Source organism: Shewanella chilikensis, assembly GCF_037953065.1.
GTDB classification, from domain to species: Bacteria; Pseudomonadota; Gammaproteobacteria; order Enterobacterales; family Shewanellaceae; genus Shewanella; species Shewanella chilikensis.
Map to the genome: position 1 here is coordinate 671,911 of NZ_CP149966.1, position 13,997 is coordinate 685,907.

Genomic DNA, 13,997 nt, shown 5'->3' on the forward strand with positions numbered 1-13,997 from the left:
GGTTGGCCCGGCTCATATTATTGATTCAGCTGTTTGAACTCTCGCTGCTTACTCTTATGTAAACTTCTCTAGCTACTTACTCTGCTGTTTAAATTTTTGCAGTGTTTGCAGCAAGACCGCCAGTTTCGGTAGCAGCGCCTCCAACTGTTCCGGGGTAGGTGCCGTTTCGGCTTCAAGATCCGCTACCGCCTGTGCCAACTCCTGTACATAAGGGAGGAAGCGATTACTTCGGGTGGTAAAGCCTTGTTCTTGGGTGAATACGGCAGAAAACTTTCCATGACCGGCCTGTTGCAGCTGATCCAGACGATTATCGGCATCGACAGCCTGGCGGTAAGCGGTCTGCAGATTGGCTTTCAGTTGCTCAATGACCTTAGTGTATGGCATAACAGCCTCTAACTGGTGAACTTTGGCTGAAATTATAAGGAACAGGGATGCGCGCAACAAGTCGACTGCTGTGGTTCTTCTTAGGATGTGGCTTACTTTTAAGTGGCGTGGCTCAAGCAAAAGATGGTGATACACCACCCTTCTACCAATTGGAGTTTGCCGGCAAGACGGCTTTTCTCATGGGCTCAGTGCATGTCGGCAAGGCCGATTTCTACCCACTGTCAAACCAGATAGAGCAGGCCTATCGCCACGCCGGCGCTCTGGTACTGGAAGCCGATGTCCGTGATCCTGCGGCGCAGCAATTATTGCAGAAGTATGGCTTAAAGGCCGCAATACCGGATGAGGAAACCCAGACGCTGCTGCAGGAATATTGTGGCGGCAAACCTTTATGCCGGCAATTGGCTATGATGTCCCCCTGGTTGCAGTCGGTACAGATCAGTATGCAGCGCTTCGTTGAACTGGGTTATCAACCCAGCCTGGGTGTGGAACAGTATCTGTTGGATGGAGTCGGTGATAAACCTGTGTTGGAGCTGGAAAGTACAGAAATGCAGTTGGCACTGCTGGACTCGCTGGCGCTGGAGTACCAGTGGAGTATGGTTAGGGAGAGCATTCGCGGCGAAGATCGGGAGATCCAGGCACTGATCACCGCCTGGCGCAGCGGTAATGAAAAAGCTCTGGCTGAGTTGATGCTGCATCAGCTGTCCACCGAAGGTGAAGATGTATTGCTGGAAAAACTGCTGTGGCAGCGTAACCAAGGCATGGCCGAGCGCCTGTTGAGTCTAATGGGCTCCAATCAGGCACCACTATTTGTGGCCGTCGGTGCCGGGCATCTGGCAGGCAAAAGGAGCCTACTCGAGTATCTGCATAAAGCCGGTGTCAGCAGCCGTAACTGCTGGCGGCAAAGCTGTGATATACCGCCCGGCGAGGCAAACTGAGGCGCTGAGGTCTATACTTGCTGTGCTTGGACACAGGGAGTTGAGATGCAAGGCATTAGCGATGCGTACAAGGGGTTTGAAGGAACAGTTCGTCAGTGGGATCAACGTTTTGGCAAGGTGGTTGCCAGGGTCGATCCCGGCGATTTTTATATTACAGGTGCCGATGAGTACATTTTTACCCGCTTGGGGTCTTGTGTGGCGGCTTGTATCTGGGATCCCGTACTCGGCATAGGTGGTCTGAATCACTTTCTGTTACCCGAGCGCAAACTTCACGAAGATTGGCACCAACTGACCAGCTACAGCTGCCGCTACGGCAACTGGGCCATGGAGCAGTTGATCAATGCCATACTCTGTGTCGGTGGTCAGCGACACAGATTACAGGCCAAAGTATTCGGCGGCGCCAGACTGGGCCAAAGCAGTGTGCTGAATGTCGGCCAGTCCAACATAGATTTTGTACTAGGTTATCTCGAAATCGAGCAGATCCCTGTGCAGGCGGAGGATTTGGGCGGCCCTTGGCCGCGTAAGGTGATGTTTCACCCCAACAGCGGCAAGGTCTTGCTCAAGCACATGGATCCCGAACGTCTGGCGCAGCTGGTGCCGGAAGAGAACCGTTATCTGGATCAGATAGTGGATGGCAAAGATCAACCCTCGATCGAGTTGTTCGGCCCGGATGCCTTGTGAGCAATGAAATGCACGTAGCGCCCCAGAGACAGATAGGGTTGCTGGCGTGAGTATTTCAGCTCCATCTCCAGCAGTTGCTGGAAGTCGAAATTATCCGGCAAGCTCTTTTTAAGATAATCATGGATGACCCGTACCCCGGATTCACACCTCAATCTCAGTTGCCACTCGTTAAACCAAGCTTGTACATCGGCTATTTGCAGCGGATGTTTCGGGCTGAGGCGGACTTTTTTGCGGGTTTGCAGATCGGCAGCCACATAGTCGAGATTGCCTGACACCAGGGCGTGAAAGCGCATCGCTTCCTTATTGAAAAACATCAGTGAAAACAGGCCGTCATCTTTCAAGAGTGACAGCAAGCCCGCCAGCGTACCCTTGGCATCATGCAACCATTCGGCAACTGCATGACAGAGAATGAGGTCGAACTGGCCCAGTTCCGTTACGTTCAGCTCCTGAATGGCGCAGTGCAGCAGTTGAATATCCAAGGGCTCGGCCGAGGCGGCAATCTGCTCTTTGGCTTGTTCCAGCATGGCCGAGGAGATGTCGCAAAGAACGACTTCATGCCCCATGGCCGCCAGTTTCTGACTGAAAAAACCGAAACCGCCACCGGCATCCAGTACTCTGAGTTTACGGCCGGCAAAATAGGGTAACTGTTCCTGCAGATCGCGCCAGAGTACGGCGGCTCTGATCTGCCCTTTAGGGGTTCCATAAATATTGTTGGCGAACTTTTGCGCCAGCTTGTCAAAGTTCTGATCTTGCACTTTGGAGGGTTCTGAATGACTTGAAGGCATATAGTGTCTCACAAGCCGCAGCCCTTGGCATCAGAGCCAAGCGCTTATGGCGGACAGATCGCAAAATCATAGATAGCTCCGAAAACGGCAGGGATGAGGTATAATGCTCGGCTTGGAATACTCAAGGTGGGCTTTTTGGTTATGGAATTCAGTGTCGAACTGCGAACAATGCCTTCGTTGTTTTCGCTGTATCGCAAGATTTTTTTCGGGCGAAAGCCTGGCTGGGACAACCAGCCTTTACCTCGTATCAGCGTTAATACTCCCGGCGTGGCTTTGGAGCCCGGCAAGGTGGCCGACTACGCTCAGGTGTGTGGCTTCGAGTTTGATGGCAAAACTCTGCCGCCTACCTATCTGTATGTGATGGCCTTCAGGTTGCATGCGGTGATCTTTACCCATGACGCCATCACTTTTCCTCTGCTGGGTATGATCCACTTGCGTAACCGTATCAGTCAGTTTCGCAGTGTTACCCTTGATGAGCGTTTCGATATCGACTGTCGCCTCACCGACAGCCGAGAGACAGATTCCGGGCTGGAGTTTGACCTTATTTCCAGGGTGACTGTGGCCGGAGAGCTGGTGTGGGAATCCTTGTCTACTTATCTGTATCGCATAGATAAGCCCGGGCGCAGGGCAAGACCCCCCAAGGGCGGGGATATTCAGTGGGAAAACCCCAGTGTCTGGGAGTTGGGTGACGACTTGGGGCGGCGTTATGCCAGGGCCTCGGGTGACTATAACCTGATCCATCTGCATCCCTTGCTTTCCAAGCGTTTTGGTTTCGACCGGGTGCTGGCCCATGGCATGTGGTCCAAGGCCCGCTGCGTGGCTCAGTTGATGCCTGAGCTGGGCAATAGGCCCTGTGTCATTGACGTGGCGTTCAAGTTGCCGCTGTTTATGCCGGCCAGTGTTTGCTTCTGCGCCGAGGCCATGGAGCAGGGCTATAAGTTTGAACTCAGAGATCAGAAAGGGCGCAGGCCGCATCTTTGTGGTGAGATCTCCCTGCTCTAAGCTGTCGGGGCCTAGGTTTTCCGCCTTGGCCCCTGTTTGGCGCCATTATTCCTGCGTTCGCTATTTTCCCTCCGTTCGGAAACTGTTTTTCGGCCAATTCAGGCCAGAGATTTCTTGACCCAGATTAAGGTATTGCTGAATAAAGAGGGCTCCGACTTTAGCTTGAAGCCGGAATGGCCTAGTATGCGGGTCCTTTGATCTATTTGCTTTGGCCCTTGTGGGAGTTTTACTGAATGTTGAAGGACATAGAGATCTCTAGAATGACGCCGAGGCGTCCCATTGAGCATATTGCTACTGAGCTGGGGTTGCGTCCCGGTGAGTTCAGCTGTTACGGCGACCACAAGGCAAAAATCCCGCTGTCCTTGCTCGAACGGGTCTATGACTATCTGCCCGGTAAGCTGATTCTGGTGACTGCGATAACCCCTACGTCACACGGTGAAGGCAAGACGGTGACCAGCATAGGTTTGACCCAGGCCCTGCATGCGCTCGAACACAAGGTCTGCGCCTGTTTGCGCCAGCCCAGTATGGGGCCGGTCTTTGGCGTCAAAGGGGGAGCTGCCGGCGGTGGTTATGCCCAGATAGTGCCGATGGAAGAACTGAATCTGCATCTTACCGGGGACATTCACGCCATTACCAGCGCCCACAATCTGGCCGCCGCCGCGCTGGATGCCAGGCTGCATCACGAGCAACGCCTCGGGGCGGCAGAGTTCAGCCGTCGCAGTGGCTTGGATGCGCTCAATATCGATCCGGAAAAGCTCTTTTGGCACAGGGTGATGGATCATAATGATCGCAGTCTGCGGCAGATTCAGGTTGGGCTGGGAAATAACAATGGCCCCGAGCATGAGTCTGGCTTTGATATCACCGCCGCCTCTGAGCTGATGGCCATTTTGGCCCTGAGTCGCGATCTTGCCGATATGCGCCGCCGTATCGGCCAGGTGTTGCTGGCACTCGATACCTCCGGACAGGCCGTCACAGCCGAGCGGCTCGGGGTTGCCGGTGCCATGTGTGCCATTTTGCGTCAGGCGCTGGAGCCGACACTGATGCAGACCCTCAACGGCGCCCCTTGTCTTATCCACACTGGGCCTTTTGCCAATATCGCCCATGGCAATTCCTCTATCATTGCCGACGAAATGGCGCTGAAACTCAGCGACTATGTGGTCACAGAGGGTGGCTTTGGCTCTGATATGGGCTTTGAGAAGTTCTGCAATATCAAGGCGCCGATTTCCGGACGTCAGCCGGATTGCACCGTCTTGGTGGCGACCTTGAGAGCGCTTAAGAGTAACGCCGGGCTCAAGGGAGAGGCTGTAAGTCGGCCTAACCAACAGGCACTGGAGCAGGGCTTTGCCAACCTGGCCTGGCACCTGGCCAATGTGCGCCGCTACGGCACATCTGTGGTAGTGGCCATCAACCGTTTTCCCGAAGATACCGAGCAGGAGCTTGAGTGGCTGAGACAGGCCTGTCTGACTGAGGGCGCCGATGCTTGTGAACTCAGTGAGGCCTTTGCACTAGGTGCCGATGGCGCCAAGGCTCTGGCCGAGTCGGTATTGGCGGCCATTGGCAAGGGTGATGGCTTCAAGCCTCTTTATGACCCTTCGCTTGGACTCGAGGCCAGCTTGGCAACCTTGGCCGAGCTTGGTTATGGCGCTGCCGGGGTAGAGTTGTCGGCCAAGGCCCGTGAGCAACTGGCCGAGATCCGGCGCCTTGGCGCAGACAAGCTGCCTGTGTGTATGGCCAAGACGCCAATGTCTATCAGTCACGATCCCAAACTCAAGGGCGCGCCAAGCGGTTTTACCCTGCCAATCACTGAGCTTAGGCTCAATGCCGGAGCCGGTTTTGTCACCGCCTTGGTGGGCAAGGTGATGACAATGCCTGGGCTGGGTTTGAACCCAGGCTACCTGCATATCGATATCGATGAACAGGGTGAAGTGATAGGGCTTTAACTCGGCAATGACAAAGGGCGCATCTGCGCCCTTTGTGGTGTTGGATACTGCCGCACCGGTTTAACCGCGGTAGAAGTGTACATCCCGCTGCGGGAATGGAATGCTGATCCCTTCCTCGTCGAAGCGCATCTTCACCGCCCGGGTGATGTCCCAGTAAACTTCCCAGTAATCTTCCGGCCTGACCCAGGGGCGCACCACAAAGTCCACCGAGGATTCACCCAAGAGGTGCAGTTTAACCGTGGGCTCAGGGTGTTTAAGTACTTTGGGATGCTCTTGCACCAGTTGCTCCAGCACGGCTTCGGCCTGTTCGATATTGTCGCTGTAGCTGATGCCGAAGGTCATATCTACCCGCCTGTGATGCTCGGCGGTGATATTGTTGATGGTATCGCCCCAAATTTTGTTGTTGGGAACAATCAGTCGTTGGTTGTCCAGGGTCTTGATGGTGGTAGATACCAAGCTCATATGGCTGACTCTGCCTGTGACTCCGGCGGCATGGATCAGATCTCCGACATCAAAGGGACGGTAGATAAGGATCATCATCCCAGAGGCGAAGTTGGACAGGGTATCCTGCAGCGCAAAACCGATAATCACCCCGGCAATACCGAAACCAGCCAGCAGTGGGCCAAGTTCGAATCCAAGCTGTGACAAGGCTATCAGCAGCCCCAGGGTGAAAATAATCTTGCCGGAAAGCGAGGTGAAGAAGTCTTGCAGCAGCTTGCTGAACTTGAGTTTGGAGTTACTGACCGCCTTGGCGACGATTCGCTTGGTCAGTTTGGCCAGCAAGACGGTGATTAGCAAGATAAACAAGAAGATAAATATCTTGAACAGTATATCCGGCCCACCTTCAATCAACTGCGCCTTGGCGATATCGAACCATTGTCCGGCCAGACTGGAGACGATATCGATATTGAGGACGTCCTGGGTGATATCCCCGGAGATGGCAAACAAGGTCTTTTTCAGATCGCTGGTATCTACATCCAGTTTATCCAGCATGCTTATCACTGCACTCAGGCTGCTGCTGTTGTTTTCCAACCGTTCTTTTAGCAGGGTCAAGGTCTTGCTCTGCTCGCTGCTGACATCTTTGCCCGCCAGCGCATTTTCGGCTATTTGTACCCCCAATTGTTGCTGGTTATAGCTCACCAGACTCTCGAGCAACTCGGCTCTGACGATAAGACGTTGCTTGAGTGATTCTTTCGCCTGGCTGACATCCTGTCCCAGTTGTTCTGACCAATTGAGCAGTTCCAGCAAGCCTTTTTGAATTTCATCCTTTTCCAGACTACGGCGGGATATCTCAAGCATCAGCTGTTGATCTTCCCCTTTGCCGAGCTTGCCCTGCAGCGACACTATCTCCTTGTCGAGATATTGCACCATTTGCTGCAGGAGTTGTCGCTGCGCCTCCAGGTGCGGCAGAACGCTCATCAGGACCTGAGGGGCTGCATTCTTGTCGCCAATGGCATCTATGCTCTCTTTGAGTTTATTTCGCTGCGCCAGAGTCAGCGCCTTGATCCTAAACTCAGTCACTGCCTTGAGTTCGCCTTTGGCAGTGCGAAGCTGTTGGATATTTTGTCTTATAGTTTGCTGCATCAAAGTGAGCTGCTCGGTGGCGAGCGGTTCAGGTTCAGATGCAAAGGATTGCCAGGAAAGAGTTAAACACAACACGAGCAAGAGAGATCTAACCATGTTTTTGTCCGATTTTTATCTGTTTTTCTGAAGTGTTTGAGTCAATAAATATGACACGAAAATTTCCATGGTGCCTAAAAAGCGCGTGGATTTGTGGTTTTTAACACATAGGAGATATAAGGCGGACGCCAGCTTTGCTAGAATAGCGCCCCTTTGTCGAACTCGCCGGAGAACGCCCGAGTGTTATGCTCCAATTGCAATAAAACCTTTAATGTTTCTCAGATAGCCCAACAGCGGGGCAGCGGCTTTTCTGCGCAGATCCAGTGCCCTCATTGCGAGGCCTGGCTTGGAAAGACGCCTTGGTTATTGAAATTGAAACTGGTGGGTTTTTACCTGGGACTGGTGGCGGCGATCTGCTCCTGGTTGATACCAGAGACCAGACACTTCGGGATACCTGTTGCAATCCTTGGGCTGATAGTCTTGCTGATCAGCCACCTGATGGATCATCTGCACACGGTTGAGGCACCGGTTAAAGTTGAAGAGGATGATTCGGCGCAGCGGCAGAAGTATCGCTGAGGGCTCAGTCTACCACCTGTACCTGATTGGCCAGGGAGGTTTCTACGTAATAGATACCGCCCAAAATGGCGCCGCAAAACAGAATGGCAAATAGGATAATCCCCAGGTTATTTTTGAGAAATGCCAGCATAGCTTTTCCTTTGGTTAGGCTGCTCCCATGGGCGAGCCCGCGCGAGCACAAGAGTATAGGGTAAACCTTAACCGCCAGAGCTTAAGCAGAACTTAATCTCAGCCCGGCCGGTGGTTTGCGCCGAAACCTCTGCGCCGTTACATATCTTGTAACTTTTAGTTTCAGCTTCGCCTTGTTAACCTTGTTGCAACCTCGGGGCAGGCTGGCTTACACTAGCGCCGGATCTATCTGGGGGATGTTAGGTTTGGATATCGCTGTTCGTACAAGAAGCACTATTGCCATATGGCTTGCCGCCATATTGGTGCTCTTGTCTGTGGCTGCATCGGCCCACAGCATTTCCCATCTCCAAGAGGGTCACAAGACCCACTGTACTCTCTGTTTTCATCAGCATCAGCTGAATAAGGTTATGCCCGGCACCGGGCTGCACCTGGATACTGTCAAACAATCCTATATCAGAGTCAGTTTTACGGCTCCTTCCTGGCAGGCGCCCCACGTTCGTCTGTTCAACAGTCGTGCTCCTCCTGTAACAGCCTGAATTTAAAGAAACCTCTATTTAAATTTTTTGCTATCGACCGCATGGGATTGCGGTGCGATGACTGCTGTATTTCAGGAGCTAAAATGACTGTTTTTTCAACTCGTATTTCGCCTCTGGTCTTGGCCTGTGGCTTGGTTTCCACCTGTGCCATGGCCCAGGACCCTTCGCTGACCAATCCGGCGATCAGTGCGGTTTTGGATGGCTATTATCAAACGGCGGACCGTCCCTTGGCCGAGCGCCAGGAAGGTTTTGGTCTGGGGGAAACCGAACTGGCGCTCAGCGCCAATATTGATGATATGTTCTATGGCAAAGTCACCACCATCATAGAAAACCATGATGGTGATACCGAAGTGGAGCTGGAAGAGGCTTTTATTCAAACTTTGGCCATGCCCGCCGGGTTTGCGGTGCGCGCTGGTCGTTTCCTGTCTGACGTGGGCTATCTCAATAATCAACATCCCCATACAGACGCCTTTACCGACCGACCAGCGGCTTACCGTGCATTCTTGGGCAATCACTACTTCGATGATGGTATCCGCTTGAACTATGTGGCACCGACTGATCTTTACTGGGTCATGGGACTGGAGGCCTTCAAAGGCGACAAGATGCGTGCCGAAGATGAACACGGAGAGCGCGAATTCAAGGATGTGGGTGTCTATAGTGCTTACACCAAGATAGGTGGTGATATAGGCGCTGACAGCTCCTGGCAGCTGGGGTTGTCATATCTGCGCAACGAAAATGGCCGCCTGACCCCCTTTGAAGAACATGCGGGTGAGGAAGAGGAGCATGATCACGACCACGAAGGTCACAGCCATGGTGCCGCCTATACGGGTGAAAACACCTATATCGCCGACTTTGTTTACAAGTGGGCGCCTAACGGCAACTACAAGTATCAGCATCTGACTGTGAGTGGTGAATATTTCCGGGTGGCGGATTTCGTTGCCGAGGCCGAGCATGAGCATCACGAGGATGAACACGCTCATGCAGAGCCGAAAGATTACCATCAGGGCTGGTATCTGAGCGGTGTCTACCAATGGAGTCCCAGCTGGTCTACCGGGATCCGTTACGGTGAGCTGGATACCCAGCAGGCCCATGATGATCATTTCCACGGTCAGAAGCTGAAAGAAACTGAGGTCAGCCTGGCCTGGCATCATAGCCATTTCTCTACCGTAAGACTGCAGTACACCAATCAGCGTGGCACTAATTTCAATGGTATCGAAGACGACAATGTTATCACTCTGCAATACGTTATGACTCTGGGGGCCCACGGTGCGCATCAATTCTAAATTTGTCGGCCTGGCCACGGCCGCTTTGACTCTGGTGGCCAGTTGGCAGGCTCAGGCCAGCCTGAATATTTTTGCTTGTGAACCTGAATATGCCGCATTGGCCAAGAGCTTGGCGCCTGATGCGGACATCTATTCGGCCACAACGGCCTTGCAGGATCCTCACCAGGTGCAGGCTCGGCCCAGTTTAATCGCCAAGATGCGCCAGGCTGATCTGGCGGTCTGCGCCGGTGCGGATCTGGAAATCGGTTGGTTGCCTATGCTGCAGATGAAGTCATCCAACGCCAAGGTGCGCTCTACGGATCAGGGGCTGTTTTTTGCCGCCGATCAGGTTGAGACTCTGGATAAGCTGGATTCGGTCGACCGCAGCATGGGGGATGTGCATGCCAAGGGGAATCCGCATCTGCACTTTGACCCTTATCGGATGCTGGATATCGCCAAGGCGCTGAGCGCCAAGCTGGTGGCTCTGGATCCTCAAGGAAAAGCCGACTATGAGGCTGCGCTCAAGGCATTCAGCGAGCGTTGGCAGCAGGCGATTCCCAAATGGGAAGCCGAAGCGGCATCACTCAAGGGCCAGAAGGTTATCGCCTATCACACCAGTTTCCGCTATCTGTTCAACTGGTTGGGAGTTTCTCAGGTCGCAGATCTCGAGCCCAAGCCCGGGTTGCCCCCCAGCAGTTCGCACTTGGCCTCACTGCTTGAGCGGGCAGGGCAAGGGGATATCAGTGCCGTGGTGGTGGCTTCTTATCAGGATGAGCGCGGCGCCAATTGGCTGGGTGAAAGAGCCAAGCTGCCGGTGTTGGTGTTGCCCATGTCGGTCGGTGGAAACGCCCAGAGTCAGGATCTTTTCAGCTTGTATGATAGCGCCATCTCGCTGCTCAAGAGCGTGAAGTGATTATGGACAGCGGACTGTTCAGCATACTCCTGCCGGCCTTTGCGGCCGGCCTCTTGGTGCTCTCAACCCATGTGGTATTGGGGCGCCAAGTGTTGAAGCGCGGGATTATCTTTATCGATCTGGCGATTGCCCAAGTGGCGGCACTGGGGGCGATAGTGGCGCATCTTAACCATGATCTGGAGGATATTCCTTATTCTCATGTATGGATGCCTGCATTGTTTGCCCTGGCCGGGGCCGGAATCATAGCCTGGTTGTCACGTAAAATGGCCTCTGAACTGGAGGCCATGATCGGCTGCTTCTACGTGTTGGCTGCTGTGACTGCCATGTTGTTGCTCTCCAACGACCCTCATGGCGCCGAGTTGCTCAAACAGCTGATGTCGGGGCAGATCCTTTGGGTCAACTGGCCACAACTGATCTTGCCGGCTCTGGTTTATGCTCTGGTGTTGGGGCTATTGCTGTGGCGCCCGTCTTTGCTCAATGGCGCCGTCTTCTATCCCCTGTTTGCCCTGGTGATAACCCTGTCGGTGGAGCTGGTGGGTGTCTATCTGGTGTTTAGTACCTTGATTCTGCCGGCACTGGCGCTGAATAAATACAGCGGCCGTTTCGCACTTGGCTGGGCCTATCTGGTCGGGGTATTGGGTTATGTCGCTGGCCTGTGGGCCTCGGCGAGTTATGACCTGCCTAGTGGCGCCGCCATAGTGGCAACTCTGGCACTGAGCGCTCTGCTGTTTCGTATACTGTTAAGTTTCAGCGACCCTCGCTGAGTCAAGGAAGTTGAGAACAAGCCCCCAAATGCGGCCCGGTGGCCGCATTTTTTCTGCTGTTAAAAATCAGCGCACAGATGTAAACAAAAGATTGAGCCGCAGCAGGCCTGTAGCTATACTGTCCGCCGTTGCATAAGCGGAGTAAATTTATGCTGTTGATAGTCCGTTCTCTGCTGCTGGCAGTGCTCTTGTTGCTGGCCTTTGTTTTTGGTGGCATTTTTTGCATTTTACGCCCGAGACACAGAGATAATGTACACTTGTTTGCCCGACTTTTTTCGGCGGTAGCGCCTATATTGGGTGTTAAAGTCATAGTGCGAGCAGGCAAAACCAAACCGGGTGAGCCCTGTATCTTCCTGGCGAATCACCAAAATAATTTCGATATGTTTACCCATACTGCCGCGGTTCCCAAGGGCACTGTCAGCCTGGGAAAGAAGAGCCTGTTGTGGATGCCGCTATTTGGTCAGCTTTATTGGCTTTCGGGTAATATTCTCATCGATCGCAAGAACCGTGCCCGCGCCTTTGAAACCATGGCCGAAACGGCGCGCAAGATCAAAGAGAAATGCCTCTCTGTGTGGATCTTTCCTGAGGGTACCCGTAGTCGCGGTCGCGGCTTGTTGCCCTTTAAGGCAGGGGCATTTCATACCGCCATAGCCGCCGGAGTGCCTATGGTGCCGGTACTGGCTTCCAATCAGTGCCATATCAAGCTTAACCGTTGGAACAATGGTGTGGTGATTATTGAGATGATGGAGCCGGTGGCAACCCAAGGCTTGAGCAAGGCTAATGTCAAAGAGTTGTCCGATAAGATCCATGCCACCATGGCCAGTAAGCTCAAACAACTCAATGCCGAGGCGGCAGCACTTATGGGTAAAACTGTGCCCGCGGATATCGTATAATACCCTCTGACCTATTTTTTCGGAGACAAGCATGTCCATTGAACGTCTGTTGCAGGCACAGAAGCAGGAAAACCGTGACATTATTCAGTCCTTGCTGGATGACGGTTCTGAGGCCGATGCTGAATACACCATAGAGCACCATTTTTCGTCCACTAACTTTGACCGTCTGGAAAAAGCCGCAGTCGATGCCTTTAAATTGGGCTTTGAGGTTAACGATGCTGAAGAGGTGGAACTGGATGACGGTAGTCTGATTTTCTGCTTTGACGCTATAGCTTATCATCAACTGGAAGCCGAGCTTCTGGATAAGGCCTGTGAGCAGTTGCTGCAGCTTGCGGTCAAGCACAAGGTCGACTATGACGGCTGGGGCACTTATTACATAGGTGACGAGCTGGAAGATGAAGACGACGAAGAGTGAGTCCTGCTACCAATAAAAACACCGGGTTATTGACCCGGTGTTTTTATTTCTGCCATCTTAACCGGCAGATTTATTTTCAGTTGTAGTCGACCGGCTTTTCGCCAATGACTACTGGAAGTTCTATCTGTTTACCGGCGCGGATCACCTGCAGGGTGACCTTGGTACCGGGGGGGGTCTCGGCAATCCTATCCATCAGCATATAAATGCGGGTAACGTCTTCACCCTGATACTGAGTGATTACATCTCTGGGTCTCAGGCCAGCCAGTGCTGCCGGGCCGTTGGGTTCTATGCCGGTCACTACTACGCCGCGAAGATCCGGCAAGTTGAGTATTTGCGCCACAACCGGGCTAACGTCTTCACCCGAGATCCCCAAGGCACCGCGAATAACTCGGCCATCCTTGATCAGTTTGCCCATGACGGCGTATGCCAGCTTGATGGGAATGGCGAAGTTGATGCCATGGCCGCCCCCTTCACCACCTATCTGGAAGGCGGCGGTGTTAATGCCTATGAGTCCCCCATGGGTGTCAATCAAGGCGCCGCCCGAGTTACCAGCGTTGATGGCGGCGTCGGTTTGCAGAAAGTCCAGGTATCCTGTACTCAGGCCATTACGGCCGGTGGCACTGATGATCCCCTGAGTGATGGTTTGTCCCAGGTTATAGGGGTTACCTATGGCCAGCACCACATCGCCCACCTGAGGAGGGCTGTTGAGGTTAAGCGGCACCACGGGTAGATTTTCGCCCTGGATCTCCAGTACGGCCAGGTCGGTTTCCGGATCCTGACCGACCACTTCGGCCCCGAATTTTCGACCATCCTGTAACGCTACCACAATCTCATCGGCCTTCTTGACCACATGATAGTTGGTGAGAATGTAGCCTTCTTTGCGCATGATGACGCCTGAGCCCAGGCCCTGCAGCGAACCGCCGTTAAGGGGGCGGCTTTGGTTGATGCTCAGGCTGTAGATATTCACCACCGCAGGCGCGGCGCGGCGTACCGCTTTGGCAAAGGACAGCTCTGCACCACTGTTTCCCCTGAACTGCAACAGGTTACCACCAAGATTGCCTTCGCCCATAAAACGGCTGACCAGCAGAAAGACTGCTGCCATTACCAGGCCAAAGACCACTGCTTTGCAGATATAGATCAGGGTTTCTTTCATTGTGATGAT

At 53.4% G+C, this 13,997-nt stretch carries 16 protein-coding genes; 11 read left to right on the plus strand and 5 right to left on the minus strand.

Annotated elements, in window-relative coordinates:
• Positions 1 to 72 precede the first annotated feature (72 nt).
• Complete coding sequence (locus WKR14_RS03135; protein ID WP_101054850.1) at positions 73 to 384, minus strand: prephenate dehydrogenase; 312 nt, start codon at positions 382 to 384, stop codon at positions 73 to 75.
• A gap of 47 nt (positions 385 to 431) precedes the next feature.
• On the opposite strand from WKR14_RS03135, the gene WKR14_RS03140 reads away from it, so the two are divergent.
• The gene (locus WKR14_RS03140) at positions 432 to 1,319 is read left to right on the plus strand and encodes a TraB/GumN family protein (protein WP_101054853.1); all 888 of its coding nucleotides are present in this window, start codon (positions 432 to 434) and stop codon (positions 1,317 to 1,319) included.
• A 45-nt stretch (positions 1,320 to 1,364) separates the two neighbouring features.
• Positions 1,365 to 2,000 (plus strand): chemotaxis protein CheD, encoded by a 636-nt coding sequence (locus tag WKR14_RS03145; RefSeq protein ID WP_101054856.1) that lies wholly within the window; start codon positions 1,365 to 1,367, stop codon positions 1,998 to 2,000.
• Here the strand turns inward: WKR14_RS03145 and WKR14_RS03150 are convergent.
• Complete coding sequence (locus WKR14_RS03150; RefSeq protein ID WP_101054965.1) at positions 1,961 to 2,755, minus strand: methyltransferase domain-containing protein; 795 nt, start codon at positions 2,753 to 2,755, stop codon at positions 1,961 to 1,963. The genes WKR14_RS03145 and WKR14_RS03150 overlap by 40 nt on opposite strands.
• 198 nt (positions 2,756 to 2,953) lie before the next feature.
• Here WKR14_RS03150 and WKR14_RS03155 point away from each other — a divergent pair, with 198 nt between their 5' ends.
• Positions 2,954 to 3,787, plus strand: a complete 834-nt coding sequence (locus WKR14_RS03155; RefSeq protein ID WP_339087727.1) for a MaoC/PaaZ C-terminal domain-containing protein — start codon at positions 2,954 to 2,956, stop codon at positions 3,785 to 3,787.
• Positions 3,788 to 4,020: 233 nt separating this feature from the next.
• Positions 4,021 to 5,727, plus strand: a complete 1,707-nt coding sequence (locus WKR14_RS03160; protein ID WP_165564455.1) for a formate--tetrahydrofolate ligase — start codon at positions 4,021 to 4,023, stop codon at positions 5,725 to 5,727.
• Positions 5,728 to 5,787: 60 nt separating this feature from the next.
• On the opposite strand, the gene WKR14_RS03165 is transcribed toward WKR14_RS03160, so the two are convergent.
• Positions 5,788 to 7,407 (minus strand): mechanosensitive ion channel family protein, encoded by a 1,620-nt coding sequence (locus WKR14_RS03165; protein ID WP_101054861.1) that lies wholly within the window; start codon positions 7,405 to 7,407, stop codon positions 5,788 to 5,790.
• Positions 7,408 to 7,587: 180 nt separating this feature from the next.
• Here WKR14_RS03165 and WKR14_RS03170 point away from each other — a divergent pair, with 180 nt between their 5' ends.
• Entirely contained in the window at positions 7,588 to 7,923 is a 336-nt protein-coding gene (locus WKR14_RS03170; protein WP_101054864.1) for a hypothetical protein, read from the plus strand.
• A gap of 4 nt (positions 7,924 to 7,927) precedes the next feature.
• Here WKR14_RS03170 and WKR14_RS03175 read toward each other — a convergent pair whose 3' ends face one another.
• Positions 7,928 to 8,053, minus strand: coding sequence for a hypothetical protein (locus WKR14_RS03175; protein ID WP_037436329.1), 126 nt, complete (start codon positions 8,051 to 8,053; stop codon positions 7,928 to 7,930).
• A gap of 235 nt (positions 8,054 to 8,288) precedes the next feature.
• Between WKR14_RS03175 and WKR14_RS03180 the strand changes: the two genes are divergently transcribed.
• From WKR14_RS03180 to rraB, 6 genes are all read left to right on the plus strand, one after another.
• Positions 8,289 to 8,588: a DUF2946 domain-containing protein gene (locus WKR14_RS03180; protein ID WP_101054866.1), complete on the plus strand. Its 300-nt coding sequence runs from the start codon at positions 8,289 to 8,291 to the stop codon at positions 8,586 to 8,588.
• Positions 8,589 to 8,671: 83 nt separating this feature from the next.
• Entirely contained in the window at positions 8,672 to 9,871 is a 1,200-nt protein-coding gene (locus WKR14_RS03185; RefSeq protein ID WP_101054869.1) for a hypothetical protein, read from the plus strand.
• Positions 9,855 to 10,763 (plus strand): metal ABC transporter solute-binding protein, Zn/Mn family, encoded by a 909-nt coding sequence (locus WKR14_RS03190; protein ID WP_101054872.1) that lies wholly within the window; start codon positions 9,855 to 9,857, stop codon positions 10,761 to 10,763. Before WKR14_RS03185 ends, WKR14_RS03190 begins: the two co-directional genes overlap by 17 nt.
• Positions 10,764 to 10,765: 2 nt before the next feature.
• A complete protein-coding gene (locus tag WKR14_RS03195) occupies positions 10,766 to 11,527 on the plus strand; it encodes a metal ABC transporter permease (protein ID WP_248952923.1) in 762 nt (253 codons plus the stop codon).
• Positions 11,528 to 11,676: 149 nt separating this feature from the next.
• Entirely contained in the window at positions 11,677 to 12,420 is a 744-nt protein-coding gene (locus tag WKR14_RS03200; RefSeq protein ID WP_039034463.1) for a 1-acylglycerol-3-phosphate O-acyltransferase, read from the plus strand.
• Positions 12,421 to 12,451: 31 nt separating this feature from the next.
• Positions 12,452 to 12,835, plus strand: a complete 384-nt coding sequence (gene rraB, locus WKR14_RS03205) for a ribonuclease E inhibitor RraB (protein ID WP_101054880.1) — start codon at positions 12,452 to 12,454, stop codon at positions 12,833 to 12,835.
• Between the two features lie 76 nt (positions 12,836 to 12,911).
• Here the strand turns inward: rraB and degS are convergent, their stop codons facing one another.
• The gene (gene degS, locus WKR14_RS03210) at positions 12,912 to 13,994 is read right to left on the minus strand and encodes an outer membrane-stress sensor serine endopeptidase DegS (RefSeq protein ID WP_039034464.1); all 1,083 of its coding nucleotides are present in this window, start codon (positions 13,992 to 13,994) and stop codon (positions 12,912 to 12,914) included.
• Positions 13,995 to 13,997: the final 3 nt, after the last annotated feature.

What these genes read in the sequence shown, in the direction of transcription:
- WKR14_RS03155 (WP_339087727.1), top strand. Translation starts at nt 2,954, where the DNA reads ATGCCTTCGTTGTTTTCGCTGTATCGCAAGATTTTTTTCGGGCGAAAG.
- WKR14_RS03140 (WP_101054853.1), top strand. Translation starts at nt 432, where the DNA reads ATGCGCGCAACAAGTCGACTGCTGTGGTTCTTCTTAGGATGTGGCTTA.
- rraB (WP_101054880.1), top strand. Translation starts at nt 12,452, where the DNA reads ATGTCCATTGAACGTCTGTTGCAGGCACAGAAGCAGGAAAACCGTGAC.
- WKR14_RS03180 (WP_101054866.1), top strand. Translation starts at nt 8,289, where the DNA reads ATGTTAGGTTTGGATATCGCTGTTCGTACAAGAAGCACTATTGCCATA.
- WKR14_RS03200 (WP_039034463.1), top strand. Translation starts at nt 11,677, where the DNA reads ATGCTGTTGATAGTCCGTTCTCTGCTGCTGGCAGTGCTCTTGTTGCTG.
- WKR14_RS03195 (WP_248952923.1), top strand. Translation starts at nt 10,766, where the DNA reads ATGGACAGCGGACTGTTCAGCATACTCCTGCCGGCCTTTGCGGCCGGC.
- WKR14_RS03165 (WP_101054861.1), bottom strand. Translation starts at nt 7,407, where the DNA reads ATGGTTAGATCTCTCTTGCTCGTGTTGTGTTTAACTCTTTCCTGGCAA.
- WKR14_RS03145 (WP_101054856.1), top strand. Translation starts at nt 1,365, where the DNA reads ATGCAAGGCATTAGCGATGCGTACAAGGGGTTTGAAGGAACAGTTCGT.
- WKR14_RS03135 (WP_101054850.1), bottom strand. Translation starts at nt 384, where the DNA reads ATGCCATACACTAAGGTCATTGAGCAACTGAAAGCCAATCTGCAGACC.
- WKR14_RS03185 (WP_101054869.1), top strand. Translation starts at nt 8,672, where the DNA reads ATGACTGTTTTTTCAACTCGTATTTCGCCTCTGGTCTTGGCCTGTGGC.
- WKR14_RS03160 (WP_165564455.1), top strand. Translation starts at nt 4,021, where the DNA reads ATGTTGAAGGACATAGAGATCTCTAGAATGACGCCGAGGCGTCCCATT.
- WKR14_RS03175 (WP_037436329.1), bottom strand. Translation starts at nt 8,053, where the DNA reads ATGCTGGCATTTCTCAAAAATAACCTGGGGATTATCCTATTTGCCATT.